This window comes from Phycicoccus sp. Soil748 (assembly GCF_001428025.1).
In the GTDB taxonomy this organism is placed as follows: Bacteria; Actinomycetota; Actinomycetes; order Actinomycetales; family Dermatophilaceae; genus Pedococcus.
Window position 1 is genome coordinate 1 of sequence record NZ_LMSC01000010.1, and the last position, 14,681, is coordinate 14,681.

General features: G+C 69.4%; 11 protein-coding genes. 5 read left to right on the forward strand and 6 right to left on the reverse strand.

Translation table 11 applies throughout. The features are described from left to right. The first annotated feature begins 613 nt into the window (after positions 1-613). Complete coding sequence (locus tag ASG70_RS16005) at positions 614-1,450, forward strand: hypothetical protein (protein WP_056884866.1); 837 nt, start codon at positions 614-616, stop codon at positions 1,448-1,450. Between the two features lie 130 nt (positions 1,451-1,580). Here ASG70_RS16005 and chrA read toward each other — a convergent pair whose 3' ends face one another. The 5 genes from chrA to ASG70_RS16030 all read right to left on the reverse strand — a co-directional run. Then, positions 1,581-2,987 carry a chromate efflux transporter gene (gene chrA / locus ASG70_RS16010; protein WP_056884867.1) on the reverse strand — a complete coding sequence of 469 codons (1,407 nt, stop codon included), beginning with the start codon at positions 2,985-2,987 and terminating at the stop codon, positions 1,581-1,583. A gap of 267 nt (positions 2,988-3,254) precedes the next feature. Continuing rightward, complete coding sequence (locus ASG70_RS16015) at positions 3,255-4,310, reverse strand: cation diffusion facilitator family transporter (protein WP_056884900.1); 1,056 nt, start codon at positions 4,308-4,310, stop codon at positions 3,255-3,257. Positions 4,311-4,318: 8 nt separating this feature from the next. Then, a complete protein-coding gene (locus ASG70_RS16020) occupies positions 4,319-4,633 on the reverse strand; it encodes a metalloregulator ArsR/SmtB family transcription factor (RefSeq protein WP_304437984.1) in 315 nt (104 codons plus the stop codon). 80 nt (positions 4,634-4,713) lie between these two features. Continuing rightward, entirely contained in the window at positions 4,714-5,307 is a 594-nt protein-coding gene (locus ASG70_RS16025; protein ID WP_056884869.1) for a DUF305 domain-containing protein, read from the reverse strand. 205 nt (positions 5,308-5,512) lie between these two features. Next, the coding region (locus tag ASG70_RS16030) for a multicopper oxidase family protein (protein WP_369818938.1) at positions 5,513-6,999 on the reverse strand (1,487 nt) is incomplete at its 5' end. A gap of 372 nt (positions 7,000-7,371) precedes the next feature. Here ASG70_RS16030 and ASG70_RS16040 point away from each other — a divergent pair. The 3 genes from ASG70_RS16040 (at position 7,372) to ASG70_RS16050 (ending at position 11,780) form a co-directional block, all read left to right on the forward strand. Continuing rightward, entirely contained in the window at positions 7,372-8,139 is a 768-nt protein-coding gene (locus tag ASG70_RS16040) for a response regulator transcription factor (protein ID WP_082590930.1), read from the forward strand. Continuing rightward, positions 8,136-9,293 (forward strand): HAMP domain-containing sensor histidine kinase, encoded by a 1,158-nt coding sequence (locus tag ASG70_RS16045; protein ID WP_056884871.1) that lies wholly within the window; start codon positions 8,136-8,138, stop codon positions 9,291-9,293. Before ASG70_RS16040 ends, ASG70_RS16045 begins: the two co-directional genes overlap by 4 nt. A gap of 75 nt (positions 9,294-9,368) precedes the next feature. After that, positions 9,369-11,780: a heavy metal translocating P-type ATPase gene (locus ASG70_RS16050; protein WP_082590931.1), complete on the forward strand. Its 2,412-nt coding sequence runs from the start codon at positions 9,369-9,371 to the stop codon at positions 11,778-11,780. 30 nt (positions 11,781-11,810) lie between these two features. Here ASG70_RS16050 and ASG70_RS16055 read toward each other — a convergent pair whose 3' ends face one another. After that, positions 11,811-12,920 (reverse strand): Cj0069 family protein, encoded by a 1,110-nt coding sequence (locus ASG70_RS16055; protein WP_162253927.1) that lies wholly within the window; start codon positions 12,918-12,920, stop codon positions 11,811-11,813. 483 nt (positions 12,921-13,403) lie between these two features. Here ASG70_RS16055 and ASG70_RS16060 point away from each other — a divergent pair. Beyond that, positions 13,404-14,681, forward strand: a 1,278-nt coding sequence (locus ASG70_RS16060; protein ID WP_162253928.1) for a replication initiator, incomplete at its 3' end; no start/stop codon positions are given.

Sequence of the window (14,681 nt, forward strand, 5' to 3'; positions counted from 1 at the left end):
CCGCACCTGCGTCTACGCCCGGGCCGTCACCACGTCGTACACCACTCTGCTGGACTCAACTCTGCCCGGGAGTTCTGGCGACTTCGGGTGTTGCTGTCCGTAATCGTTCTCAGCACGAATCTCAGCCAAGTTGTCGCGGCAGGGCACAGACGTCTCGGTCCGTCTCGGGCTCAAAGCGTGGGGCAAAGTGATGGGTCGGGGGCTTGGGCCACCACGCGGGTCTGCGCAGTGACCTCGAGCCCAAGTCGGCTGGGAGGTGTCCGGCTGCGATGCCGGTATGGGAGCCGGCTGGACGGGCCTGAGCACAGACGCCTCGCAGGTGGTGAGGGCTGGGGCTTGCGGCAGCCCAGCACGCGCTGGCCCCTGCCGTCATCAGCGCAGTAGAAGGTGATCCGCGCCTGAGCTGAGAGCAGCGTCCCGGTACCGGTCCGGGGCGCCGCTTCGTGCCGAGGGGCCGAGGGAACCGGCCGCGCCCGGAACGGCCGCCAGGCCGCATGCCCGGCACGGCCGGGGCCGGAGGCCCCGGCGTCGCGGCGAAGCCGCGCTTGAACCAGTGAAGAAAGTCCTCACCAAGCCCCCCAGCTCGCCCCTACTGTCCGCGCCTAGTGGTGAGATGAGCGGCATGCAGGGAGGGGACCCGATACAGCGCTGGTTCGTGGATTTGAGTACCGCGAAGGGGACTGCCGCCAGAGCTCCGTCCCCTCAGACGGCAACTCAGCAAGCCAGGTTCGAGTGGTCCCTCGAGGTCTTGCACTACTTCCTTGGAAGCGACTGGCTCATCCGCGAGATCGACGACAAGGGTCGGGATGGATATTTGTTGCTTGACGGTGCGGCAGGAGCCGACACGGCCTACATGGCCACTGAGCGAACAGCCAGGGCGTACTACCTTGCCCAGGACCTTCTCGCGGTGCAGCGGATTGATAACTTCTCCGACTTGCTCACGGAACTGTGGTCGCGACAACTGCGTGACGCCGCGGCCGAGGTGCGAGCCCTCGCCCAGCTTGTGAAGACGGGAAGTGACGTGGTCTTCCACCCCTCGAATGAATCGACAGCCAAGAGTCATGACGCAAGCTTCGTGCTCGACGGCCATCGCGTCGCTGTCGAAGTGAAGGCAAAGGCTGATGAGACGCCCTCGCGAAACGCCGCCAACTCCGTGGCAGACAGTCTGAAGAAGGCGAGGCGCCAACTACCGGCCAAAGGTCCCTCGATGGTGTTTTTGCAGCTTCCTTCGTCTTGGGCGGGGGACGAAGAGGTTCTATACGGGGTGCGCTCGTCGATTCAACGGTCCCTTCATAGAACGCGACGGCTCAACGCGGTGGTCCTCATGCTGGACCGACGCATGCCACTGCTAGGCGGAGGGTTGCGTTCAACGCGTGCCACCATCACGGTGGTGAATCCCACTGCGCATACGCCTATGAGGACTTGGCCGAGCCAACGACCGGCTCAGTGACCGATGAGGCGATGCGCGAGCGCTGGCCCGGCGCCGCGCGGGAGAAGCCGCACACGTCTCACGGCCTCGGCGGCGGCCGGTTCACACTTGTGCGACTGCGCGCGCGGGGGGAGGACGGTGCACTAGCCACTCAGGTGGTTGCCCTGACGACGACTCCGGCGGCGAGTCCCAGAAGGGCGCAGACACCCAGGGTGCGCAGGACCGGCCACTTGAGCCGGAACAGCATCAGGGCCGCGGCCAGGGCGATGCCGATGGCGACGGGTCGTAGGGCGTTGATTTCGGGTACCTCTATGCGTGCCGGCCCCCAAGTGATCCGCGTCGTGGACGCGAAGAGGGTGTGGAGGGCGAAGAACAGAGCGAGGTTGGCGATGACACCAACGACGGCCGCGGTGATGCCAGCAAGGGCAGATGACACCGCATGGTTGCCGCGGAGGCGTTCGACCCAGGGTGCGCCGACGAACACGAAGACGAAGCAGGGCACAAAGGTGACCCATGTCGTCAGCAGCGCCCCCAGCACTGCCGCTGCCCAAGGGTTCAGTGGGCCTGGCTGCCGATAGGCACCGACGAACGCCACGAACTGGACCACCATGATCAGTGGGCCGGGCGTGGTCTCCGCGAGGGCCAGCCCGCGAACCATCTCCCCGGGTGCCAGCCAGCCGTAGACCTCGACAGCCTTCTGCGCGACATAGGCGAGGACGGCGTAGGCCCCGCCGAACGTGACCAGCGCGGAGCCGGTGAAGAACAAGGCCTGGTTCGTGAAGACGCTGCCAGAACCTGTGATGACTGCGACCGCCCCGACCGGCACGCCCCACGCGGCGGCGCCGATGCCCAGGACCTTTAGGGCGTGTCCCCGGCTCGGGCGCTGGGCGTGGAGTGCGTCGTCGGGGATGAGCGGTGCAGGGCCGTCGGGGTCCTTCCCGGCGCCAGTGTGGACGTGCATGGTGCGTGGGGCCCACCGACCCAGCGCCCACCCGACGGCAGCAGCAATGGCAACGACCAGTGGGAACGGGATCGCGAACACTGCGAGGGCAAGGAAGGCGCCCACGGCGACGGCGACCAGAGCTGGGTGACCGAGGGCCCGGCCGCCCACACGGACGACGGCTTGGGCAACGATGGCGAGCACTGCTGGCGCCAGTCCGGCGAACAGGGCAGTGACTAGCAAGGTGTCGCCGGCGGCGACGTACAGCGCGGAGAGGACGAGCAGCGCGGCAACACCCGGCAAGACGAACAGGGTCCCGGCCGCCAGGCCGCCACGTACACCGTTGAGCAGCCACCCGACATAGATGGCGAGCTGTTGGGCCTCTGGGCCGGGTAGCAGGGTGCAGTAGGACAACGCGTGGAGAAAGCGCCTCTGCCCGATCCAGCGCTTCTCGTCCACCAACGTGCGCTGCATGACGGCGATCTGCCCTGCCGGCCCTCCAAAGGTCTGCAGCGAGATGGCGAACCAGGTGCGCAGCGCCTCTCGGAAGGGGATGACGTCACCGCCGTGGCCCGCCCGAGCCTCGGGTCTGGGAGCCGGCGACGGCACCCCGATCATCGAGCCCGGCTCTGATGTGTCAGCGCGGGATGAACGGGCAGGCGTAACGCCCTTTCACCCGGGCGAAGTGCCACTTTCGGCTCCACCGTGGAATGCAACCACGGCAGCGTTTCCACGGTCCATACGCAACGCACGTGTGTCTCCCGTCGATGCCCTGGAGCCAACGGGATCCCCAACGTCGAAGCGGGTAAGGCTTCGCCCTTCGGGTATCTGACGTCCGACCCGGGGCTCAAGCAGCCGGGTCCCCCAGTCCTCGCCATCGCGACGCTATAGGTGAGCGCCGGAGGGGCTGACGTGGATGACGGCACCGACCAGTCGCGGAAGCGCCTCGAGCAGGTGCTCCTCGGCGTGGTGGGCGATGTCATGCGCCTCGACCACGGGCACGTCCGCTGGCACCGTGATGTCCGCGTCAGCGTGCAGCGTGTGCCCGATCCAGCGAAGCCGCAGATGCCGGACCTCGAGGACCCCCTCTACGGTCGCCACGGCTTCGCGTCCGGTCCTGACCAGCTCGGGCTCGACGGCATCCATCAACCGTGCGCCCACCTGGCGGACCGCGGAACGCAGAACCCCGAGGATGGCGACTGCGATGAGAAGCCCGACAACGGGGTCTGCCCACGGAAGGCCGACCGCGACGCCTATCGCTCCCACCACCACGGCGAGGGAGGTGAAACCGTCGGTCCGGGCATGGAGCCCGTCAGCGACGAGCGCCGCCGACCCGATCTGACGACCGATCCGGATGCGGTACCGGGCGACGAGCTCGTTGCCGGCGAACCCGATGACCCCCGCCGCCGCGACAGCCCACAGGTGGGACACAGCACGAGGGTCGAGGAGTCTCTGGAGGGCCTCCCATCCGGCGAGCAGGCTGGAGAGCGCGATCATCGCAACGACGAACAACCCGGCGAGGTCCTCGGCTCGCCCATACCCATAGGTGTACCGGTCGTTCGCCGGACGGCGAGCCAGCCAGAACGCGATCAGCAACGGCACCGCCGTCACAGCATCCGCGATGTTGTGGAGCGTGTCCCCGAGCAACGCCACCGACCCGGTGAACGCCACCACGACTCCTTGCAGCAGCGCCGTCACCATCAGGGCCGCCAGGCTGACCCAGAGCGCTCGACGACCCCGGGCGTTCGCCTCGAGGGCCTCGTCGACCTGGTCGGCGGCATCGTGCGAGTGGCCGCCAACGAGCTCGGAGACGCCATGCCGGAGCCGGTCCCACCAACTCGAGCCGTGGTCATGTCCGTGCCCGTGGTCGTGCCCGTCGTGGTGGCCAGGGTCATCTTCGTGGTGATGCCCACGGCCGTCGAGGTGGGAGTGATCGCGCATGGTGTGGGTCACGCCGTTCCCTCACTAGCTCGGTGGTGCGCGGGGACAGCATCGAGCAGGTGCTCCACGTGCCCTATGGCATCGATCACTAGCTGACGCACGTGCCCGTTCTCCACCCGGTAGAGCACCGACGTCCCTTGCTTGCGCGTCGTGACCAGCCGAGCCATCCGCATCTTCGCCAAGTGCTGCGAGACACCGGGGACCGGCCTGTCCAGGGTCGCGGCAAGCTCGGAGACGGACAGCTCGTCGTCCAGCAGGAGGCCGGCAAGCTGGAGACGGGTCGGGTCTGCCAGCACCCGCAGGACCTCGACGGCCAGCGTCACCACGTCATCCGACCAGACCGGCGGTTGCGTACTTGCATGCATGCGCAAACACTACCGCAACATGTGGCCCAGTCGTCTGATCATCCGCCGGCCAGCATGCCCTTCATGATGGCGATCTCGCTGTCCTGGCCGTCCACAATGCTCTGGGCGAGCGCCTTGACCTGCATGTTGGCGGTGCTGGCCAAGGCGTTCTTGGCCATCGTGACGGCGCCTTGATGGTGGGCGATCATCATGGTCAGCCACATGCGGTCGAACTCGGCACCTGATGCCCGGCGGAGCTTCGACATGTCGGCGTCGGTCATCATCCCATCGGTGCCGTGGTCCATCCCACCGGCGGTGGCAGGCGCGCCCCACTGCTTGAGCCAGGCGTTCATGGTGGAGATCTCGGGCCCCTGGGCAGCCTTGATGTTGGCCGCGAGCTTCTTCAGCTGCGGCGACTGGGCCTTGGACTCGGCGACGTCTGCCATCTCGATCGCCTGCTGATGGTGAGGCACCATCATCTGCGCGAACATGACGTCCGATGCCGCGCCCGATGACCTCGAGCCGGTGGGGGTGCTTCCCATCCCAGTCATGGCGCTCATGCCCCCGTGGCCGCCATCCGCGCTACAGGCGCCCACGGTCAGGGCTGCGGCGAGCGAGGCGGTCACGATCAGAATGCGGGAGGTGCGGCGCACGGTGAGGGCTCCTTTGGGGTCAGGTTTGCGGGGCAGACGCCGAGTCCATGGGCCGGTCGACGGCGCAGGGGACATGACTCGGCGCCTGCGAAATCCACCGTCTCGCCGACACCTCGCGATTCCGGTCGGGATCCCATGAAGGTTCGATGAAACCTGCCCAGTAGGTGCTGTCGGGCCGCGCTGGGTGGCGCTCTGGCTCAGTGGCTCAGTTGCGGTACGACAAGGTCGTCATCATCCCGGCTTCGCCGTGGTAGGCGTTGTGGCAGTGGGTCATCCACTGGCCGGGGTTGGTCGCGTCGAGGTCGAGGACGACGGCCTGCATCGGGCGCACGACGACGGTGTCCTTGCGGACACCGGGGCGGCCGTGGGCGTCGAGAACCGCGAACGTGTGCCCGTGGACGTGCATGGGGTGGAACATCATGGTCGCGTTGCGCATCCGCAGCCTCACCCGCTCACCCTGCCGGACCTCGAGTGGTTGCTGCTGGTCGAAGGTCCTCCCGTTGATGGTCCACCGGTACCCGTTCATCGACCCGCCCAGGAGCAGGTCGTGGGTGCGGTCCACTCGCCGCGGAGGCAGGTGGGCGGACTCGGCGGGGGCGAGGTCGGCGACGGTGAGGACCTTTCCGTCGAGCTCGACGGGCAGGCTGCCGGCTGCGGGCACGGCTCCGGCCGCGGTGCGGATGACCGCCAGCGCGTTCCCGGACTTGCCCTCCGCAGACGCGACGAACGGGAAGGTTCCGTCGCCAAGGGTGAGAAGCAGGTCGACGCGCTCACCCTGCCCGACCAGGACCGCGTCACCGGTGACGGGGCGTGTGGCGAAGCCGTCGGCGTGGGTCAGCGTGAGACGGTGGCCGCCGACAGCAACGCGGAATGCCGTGTCGGAGGCTGCATTGACCAGTCGCACGCGGGCGCGCTGTCCGGGCCGGCCGTTGAAGGTGACCGGGTCGGTGGGGGTGCGGCCGTTGACCAGGTAGTGCGGGTACACAACGTCCCCGGCACCGCCGAGCAGGGGCGAGCCCATGGACTCACCCATCCCGCCACCGCTCATGTTCATGCCACCCATCCCCATGCCGCCCATGCCTGAGGCGGTGGTCCCGGCGAGCAGCGAGGCGAGGACCTGGTCGGGGGTGCGTCCGGTGCCGTCCACCCAGTCGTCGAGGACGACGACCCAGTCGTGGTCGTAGCCGCCGGGCTCCGAGGGGTCCTCGACGACCAGGGTGCCGTACAGGCCGCGGTCGAGCTGCACGCCGACGTGCGGGTGGAAGAAGTAGGTGCCCGGGTCTGGGACGGTGAAGTCGTACCGGAAGGAGGCACCGGGCGTGACGGGGGCCTGCGTCATGCCCGGGACGCCATCCATGTCGTTGCGCAGCGCGATGCCGTGCCAGTGGATCGTGGTCGGGGCGGGCAGGTGGTTGGTGAGGTCGACCACGACCCGGTCCCCCACCTGGGCGCGCAGGCTCGGCCCGGGGACCGTGCCGTAGGACCACGTGTCCACAACGGTGCCGCCGAGGTCGACCCGGCCCGGTGCCGCGGTCAGGCGAGCGGCGACGGCGCGTCCGCTGTGCCGTCGACCCTGCTCGGTCGCCTGCACGGCAGCCGCCGACGGCGAGATGAGCGTGGAGGACGGTCCACCACACGCTGCGAGGGCGGCCGCGCCGGCGAGTCCCGCCGCTCCGGACAGAACGGCGCGGCNGCCCGGGCTCGCAGCGCAGCCCGTCGGGAGGTGTACTCGGCCTCGTCGATGTCTCCGCGGGCGAATCGCTCGTCCAGAACCTCGCGCGCCCGCTCGGACTGTGCCGCAGCGGCGTGCTCGGTGCGGCGGTCCTGCGGAGCTGCGGTCCAGCGAAGCACCGCCACGATGCCGGCGACCACCAACGCCCAGAACGCGACCATGACCAGCATCATCCCCAGCCAGCCGGCCCACCCTGTTCCTTCGTACCAACCCATCATTGTGACCACCGTTCCTTCCATCGGTGGTTCCACTGTGGGCGGGTCGTGCCGCCTTCCCGGTCGCCGAACGATGAAGGTTCGCTGAAGAACCACGACCGGGGTCCGACAGGCCGCATGCCAAGTGGGTCGGGCTGCGACGATGGCGACGTGACCAGTCCCGCACCAGCCGGAGCGACGCCCCCCGTCGGCCTGCGGGCCCTGGTGGTCGAGGACGACGAGCCGATGGCCGACCTCGTTGCCACGTACCTGTCCAACGACGGCTACGAGGTGCTGGTCGCGCACGACGGTCTCCGGGCGGTTGAGGCGGCACGGCGACTCGACCCGGACGTGGTCGTCCTGGACCTCGGGCTGCCCGGCCAGGATGGGCTTGAGGTGTGCCGGCAGCTGCGGACTTTCTCCGACGCGTACGTTGTGATGCTCACCGCCCGCAGCGACGAGGTCGACACCCTGGTCGGGCTGTCGGTGGGGGCCGATGACTACATGACCAAGCCGTTCAGCCCGCGTGAGCTGGTCGCCCGACTGCGGGCGATGCTGCGCCGCCCGCGCCCCATGGGTGCCCGCGGCGGGCCCGGGCCGCAGCTGCGCTCGTTCGGGTCGCTGGCGATCGACCCGCTGGGCCGCGACGTGTGGCTGGACGGTGAGCCCGTGCCATTGACCCGCACCGAGTTCGACCTGCTCGCCGCCCTGTCCGCGCGTCCGCAGATGGCGTTCTCCCGAAGCCAGCTCATCGAGGACGTGTGGGGCGCCGGTTGGGTCGGGGACGAGCACCTCGTAGACGTCCACGTGCTGCACTTGCGACGCAAGCTCGGCGACGACGCCGCCGCCTCCCGATACATCCGCACGGTGCGCGGGGTGGGGTACCGGATGGGTACCGGGGCATGAGCCGGGCCGTGGAAGGCGACACCTCCGGGCCGCGCCCCGCCCCGATCGGCGCCGCGGGACTATCGACGCGGCTGCTGCTGGCGCAAGCGCTGCTGCTGATCGCCGGCGCGGGCACCGCGTGGCTGGTCGCCTCCGCCATCGGGCCGGGAATCTTCCACCAGCACCTGCTCGAGGCCGGCGGCGGGCACACCGCCGGCGAGATGGAGCACATCGAACGCGGGTTCCGGGACTCCCTGCTCGTGGCCCTGGGCACCGGCCTGATCGCCGCCGTCGCCATCGCACTTCTTGTCACGGCTTGGTTCAGCCGCCGCCTGCAGCGGTCCACCGACGCGGTGGCCGACTCCGCCACCCGGATCACCCACGGCCATTACGACACCCGCGTGCCCACCGTCGGCCTAGGGCAGGAGTTCGACCACCTCGCCGACACCGTCAACGAGCTCGCCAACCGCCTCGGGGAGGTCGAGCACACCCGCACCCGGCTGCTGTCGGACCTGGCCCATGAGATGCGCACCCCTCTGGCCAGCATCGAGGCACACCTGGAAGCCATCGAGGACGGCGTCCGCACCGCCGATCCGGCCACCCTGAGCGTCCTGCGCAACAACACCCGGCGCCTTCACCGCCTGGCCGACGACATCAGCGCCGTCAGCCGCGCCGAGGAAGGCCGCCTGACCACCCATCCCGTGCCTATGCCTACGGGCACCGTCGTGAGCGCCGCATCAGCCGCCGCCGCCGAGGCATACAGCGAACGCGGTGTCACGCTGCGCACCGAGACGAACACCCCCGCCAGCGTGGACGTCGATCCCGACCGGATGGCGCAGGTCCTGGCCAACCTGCTCGAGAACGCTCTGCACCACACTGGCCCCGGCGGGACCGTCACCGTCACGACCCGCCCCGGCCCCAAGGACACGGTCGAGCTCGTAGTCGCCGACACCGGATCCGGCATCAGCGCCACCGACCTGCCCCACGTGTTCGAGCGCTTCTACCGCGCCGACCCCGCCCGGTCGCACCACGGTGGCACCGGCATCGGGCTCACCATCAGCCGCGCCATCGTCGACGCCCACGGCGGAACGCTCACCGCGGCCAGTGAAGGGCCAGGACGAGGGGCGACGTTCGTCATCCGGCTGCCCGTAGCCGGCCGCCGTCGCCACCGCTGAACGCTGCTGCCGCCCTGGTTCGGCGATGCCGAACGCCCTCTTGACGGCATACCCCATAGGGGTATGGTGGTGGGTATGGACAAGCACCGCGACCACTCGAGCTCATCGACGACTTCGCTGGTCAAGGACCCCGTCTGCGGTATGGACGTCGACCCCTCCACCGGCGAGCACCACCTCGACGCTGACGGGCAGACATACCACTTCTGCTCGGCCGGGTGCCGGGACACGTTCGCCCAGGGCCCCGCCGCCTACACCCACCGCGACGACCACTCGCAACCACACGCGGACCCCAACGCGGGCCACCACCACGGCCACGGGCCCCACGCCGGCACCCCGACTGCGCCGCCGGCGGACGCGTCGAGCGCGTCGGAGTGGACCTGCCCGATGCACCCCGAGATTCGTCGCCCGGGACCTGGCACCTGCCCCATCTGCGGCATGGCCCTCGAGCCGGTCACGGTGACCGCCGAGACCGGCCCCAACCCCGAGCTAGCCGACATGACCAGGCGGTTCAAGGTCGCGGTCGCGCTCAGCATCCCCGTGCTGGTCCTGTCGATGGGCCGGGACCTGGTCCCCACCTTGCACGACGCCATCTCGGCCACTGCCGCGAACTGGGCGCAGCTGGTGCTTGCCACGCCCGTGGTGCTGTGGGCGGGCGCGCCATTCTTCGAGCGGGGCTGGACGTCCGTGCGGACGATGAAGCTCAACATGTTCACCCTCATCGCCATGGGCACGGGGGTGGCCTGGTTGTTCAGCGTGATCGCCACGGTGGCTCCGGGCGTCTTCCCGGAGGCGTTCCGGATGGACGGCGCTGTCGCGGTCTACTTCGAAGCCGCGTCGGTCATCACCGCCCTGGTGCTGCTCGGACAGGTCCTCGAGCTGCGCGCGCGGGAGAGCACCTCGGGGGCCATCCGTGCCCTACTCGACCTCACCCCCAAGACCGCCCACCGGGTCGGCGAGGACGGCGCGGACACCGAGGTCACCCTCGACGCGGTCCAGGTCGGCGACCTGCTGCGCATCCGGCCCGGTGAGTCAGTGCCGGTCGACGGGTCGGTCCAGGACGGCCGCTCCACCCTCGACGAGTCGATGGTCACCGGGGAGTCGATGCCGGTCACCAAGGAGATCGGAGATGCGGTCATCGGTGGCACCGTCAACCAGACCGGCTCCCTGATCATCCGCGCAGACAAGGTCGGCCGGGACACCATGCTGGCCCGCATCGTGCAGATGGTCGCCGAGGCGCAGCGGTCCCGTGCACCCATCCAGCGGCTGGCGGACAAGGTGTCCGCGGTGTTCGTCCCCGCCGTCATCGCAGCTGCCTTGGTGGCGTTCGCCGTGTGGGCCACCATGGGCCCGGACCCCCGCCTGGCGCACGCTCTCGTGGTCGCTGTCAGCGTCCTCATCATCGCCTGCCCCTGTGCCCTCGGACTGGCCACCCCCGTCTCGATCATGGTCGGCGTCGGCCGCGGCGCGACCCTGGGCGTGCTCATCAAGAACGCCGAGGCGCTCGAGCGGATGGAGAAGGTCGACACCCTCGTCGTGGACAAGACCGGCACCCTGACCCAGGGCCGCCCCTCCGTCACGCACATCGGCACCACCAACGGCCATGACGAGACCGACGTCCTGCGCCTGGCCGCGGCGGTCGAGCGCTCCTCCCAGCACCCGCTGGGGCACGCCGTCATCGCGGCTGCCGCCGACGCCGGGCTGGACCTGCCCGACGCCAACGACTTCGACGCCCCTATTGGCAAGGGGGTCACCGCCACCGTCGCGGGTCGCCGTGTCCTGGTCGGCAGCGCCGGCTTCTTGAGCGGGTACGACGTCGACCCGACCAGCATGGCTGCCGAGGCCGACCGCCTTCGCGCAGAGGGCGCCAGCGTGGTTTTCGTTGCCGTCGACGACCACCTCGCGGGGCTGCTGGCCATCGCCGACCCGGTCAAGGACACCACACCCGCCGCGCTGCAGTCACTGCGCGAGGACGGCATCCAGGTCGTCATGCTCACCGGCGACAACGAGGTCACGGCCCGTGCGGTCGCCCGCACCCTGGGCATCGCCCGCGTCGAGGCGGAAGTCCTGCCCGACCACAAGAGCGACGTCGTCAAGGCCCTGCGAGCAGAGGGGCGCGTGGTCGCCATGGCCGGCGACGGCGTCAACGACGCCCCAGCCCTCACCGCCGCAGACGTCGGAATCGCCATGAGCACCGGCACCGACGTCGCCATCGAGAGCGCCGGGGTCACTCTTCTCAAGGGCGACCTGACCGGCATCGTCCGCTCCAGGGCGCTCTCGCAGGCGACCATGTCGAACATCCGTCAGAACCTCGTGTTCGCGTTCATATACAACGCCGCAGGAATCCCACTGGCTGCCGGCGTCCTGTATCCCGCGTTCGGTCTGCTGCTGTCGCCGATGATCGCCGCGGCCGCGATGGCGCTGTCGTCGGTCAGCGTAATCGGCAACGCCCTACGGCTGCGCACACAACATCTGGAGGGTGGCGCTTAGGCAGCAGGCCGGCTGCACCCCGTTCGGCCGTCAGCTGGACAGGATCTCCGCGACGGCCGAGGCGAGGGCGCTCGGCGCTTCGGGTGGGAACGGGATGACGCTGCTGGCATTGATCTCACACAGGACGAACCCGGGGACGAACCCGGTGAGTTCGGGGGCGTTGGAGGTGGCCTGGATGAGGTCTATGTCCCACAGGACCGGCAGCTGGTCGGGAGCGATGTCGAGCAGGCTTCGCATCGCTGGGATCCACTCGTCCTCGAGGCGGTGACGCAGGGCGCGGAATTCTGGCTGGTCCGACGGAACCATGGTCTTGGGAGCGGGAACTCCGAGGACAGCCGGCTTCCGCGAGTCGTGGCCGGCGGGACTCGCGTCGGAGTCGCTCGCGCCCTGGAGCGCGAAGCCGACCACGGTGGACCGCACGACGTAGCAGCGGATGAGCCCCTCGGCGATGCCCGCTTCGTACGGTTGGTCGACCAAGTGCCCACTGCCGGCCCCCGCAGTGTAGATCTGGGAACGGTCGGTCATGAACTGGCCCAGGGTGGTGACGGTGTGGGTGTCGTCGCGCAGGCGTGCGTGTTGGACCATGACCGTCGCGGTGGGTGCCGCAGCGGGGGGCGCGCGGTGGGGCTCCAGCAGGGTTATCTTCCAGACCGTGCGGCCGCCGTTCCCCCGGTCACCCTTCACGACGAGGGTGCCGTGTTTCGCAAGCCGGTCAGGGAAGAATTCCCGAAAGATATCAGGAGTCGGGTAGGCGAAGGAGTCAGTGCCCCAGGGCAGCCCGCGAGTCGTGACGAGGACATCCTTCGTGCCGATCTTGCGGATGACGCCGGGGTGGGCCGACACCCACGTACCCGCGAGCGCGATCTCGGTGAGCTGCGCGTCGAGGGTGGACCGGGGGCCCCGATCGGTGAGCGGGTCGGCCCAGACGAGCACCCCGGATGCTTTCTCGAGGTTGCGACGCCAATCGTCGGGATGGTCGTCGTCGAACTCGACGACCTCTGCGTGGATGTCGGCTGCGGCCAGGGCCTCGACGACGGGTTTGAGGCGCTCCGCCGTGCGCTTCGGGTCGTCACTGCGGACCAGCACTGCCACCGTGGCGCGGCGTCGCTGTACGGCACGGGTGCTGTTGGGACGGTGCACGGATCCCATGCTGGACCATGAGGTGACGGCTGGGCTAGGTGGACGGTTATCGCGCGGATCCGCGCGACGCGTAAAGGTCCGGTCAAGGATTGCTGCAGCTCTCGACGATCAGTGGACTGGGACCCCTTTCGGGTGGACGGTGAGGAGTGTCGCACCTGACGGTGCGGTCGGATCGAAGGATCCGAAACGGATTGCGTCACAACGTTTTACGGTTACCGCGGTTGGCACGGCTGTTGCGACTGGTGCTGGTTGTTGGTGGTTGGTTGTGGCGCTTACCGGCCCATCCACCGAGCCTGCCTAGTACGGGGTTCGGCGGTGGCGGCCAACCGTTCCATTTCAGTGCCGGTGTGGCTGCTGACCTCGCACCGTCCGGCTTCCTCCAACATCGCAAGTGGGGCCGCCCTTGGACTGGGTGTGCCGTGCGGCGCGAGGTCAGCACAGTGGCCGCACGGCACACCCTCACCACGGGAGGGGTGGCTGCTCATGTCGCTGCAGACGCGCAACGCGTTGTGGGCTGGGCTGCCCCGCCCCCGGTTCGACGACAACCACGAGCTGCACCTGCCCGGGTACGACCAGCACCAGTCCAAGCAGATCCTGGCGCGGATGCTGTCGGAGGATCTCGACGACTGGTCCGTTGCCGCCTCCCGGGTGGGATACTGCTCCAACCCGGTCCACCTGGTCGGCTCGTCCACCACCATCGACCGGGCCACTGGTGAGGTGCTGGCCTCCTACTCCTCCGCGGACGAGCCGCTGGGGTCGACCCTGGTGCGGTGCGGGAACCGGCGCGAGTCCGCGTGCCCGTCCTGCTCCCGCCTGTACGCCGCGGACATGTTCCAGCTGATCCGGGCCGGCGTGCGTGGCGGGAAGACCGTCCCCGACACCGTGGCGGACAACCCGTTGGTGTTCGCCACCCTCACCGCCCCCTCCACGGGGCCGGTGCACGGCACGAGGGACAACAGACGGCGCTGCCGACCCCACGCCGCCGGGCCGGCCCGCTGTGCCCACGGCCGATCCACCACGCGCATGGCCGTCCACACCGACGGCGACTTGGCGCTGGGGCAGCCACTCTGCCGGGACTGCTACGACTACGCCAGTCATGTGGTGTGGCAGTGGTGGGCGCCGGAGCTGTGGCGGCGGTTCACCATCACCCTGCGCCGCACCCTCGCCCGGCACCTCGCCGTCCCCGCCACCAAGCTGCACGAGGTGGTCACGGTGCAGTACGCCAAGGTCGCCGAGTACCAACGCCGCGGCCTGGTCCACTTCCACACCCTGATCCGCCTCGACGGCCCCCGCATTCCCGACGGGTTCGCCCCCGCACCCCGGCAGATCACCGCCACGATCCTCGCCCGCCTCGTTCGTGAGGCTGTGGCCGCTGTCCGGTTCACCGCCCCACCCGTCCACCACGGTGACGTGCCCCGGGTGCTGGCGTTCGGGGCGCAGGTCGACGCACGCCCGGTCACCACCGCCCGCCGCACCGACGACCCCGGCACGGAGTTGTCGCCGGAGCAGGTCGCCGGGTACCTGGCCAAGTACGCCACCAAAGCCGCCACCGACACCACCGACCACACCAACGCGCACCTGCGCCGCATCCAGCACACCGCCGACCACATGGGCAGGCGGGTCGAGGACCACTGGGTCGCCACCGGCCGACAAGGACCCCTGGCTCACCTGCCATACGGGCTACTGGGGAAGTGGGCACACGAGCTCGGGTTCCGCGGCCACTTCGCCACCAAGTCCCGCCGCTACTCCGTCACCCTCGGC

Excerpts from the sequence above, each read along its gene's own strand:
- ASG70_RS16005 (WP_056884866.1), top strand. The coding sequence starts at position 614 with ATGAGCGGCATGCAGGGAGGGGACCCGATACAGCGCTGGTTCGTGGAT.
- chrA (WP_056884867.1), bottom strand. The coding sequence starts at position 2,987 with ATGATCGGGGTGCCGTCGCCGGCTCCCAGACCCGAGGCTCGGGCGGGC.
- ASG70_RS16015 (WP_056884900.1), bottom strand. The coding sequence starts at position 4,310 with ATGCGCGATCACTCCCACCTCGACGGCCGTGGGCATCACCACGAAGAT.
- ASG70_RS16040 (WP_082590930.1), top strand. The coding sequence starts at position 7,372 with ATGCCAAGTGGGTCGGGCTGCGACGATGGCGACGTGACCAGTCCCGCA.
- ASG70_RS16045 (WP_056884871.1), top strand. The coding sequence starts at position 8,136 with ATGAGCCGGGCCGTGGAAGGCGACACCTCCGGGCCGCGCCCCGCCCCG.
- ASG70_RS16050 (WP_082590931.1), top strand. The coding sequence starts at position 9,369 with ATGGACAAGCACCGCGACCACTCGAGCTCATCGACGACTTCGCTGGTC.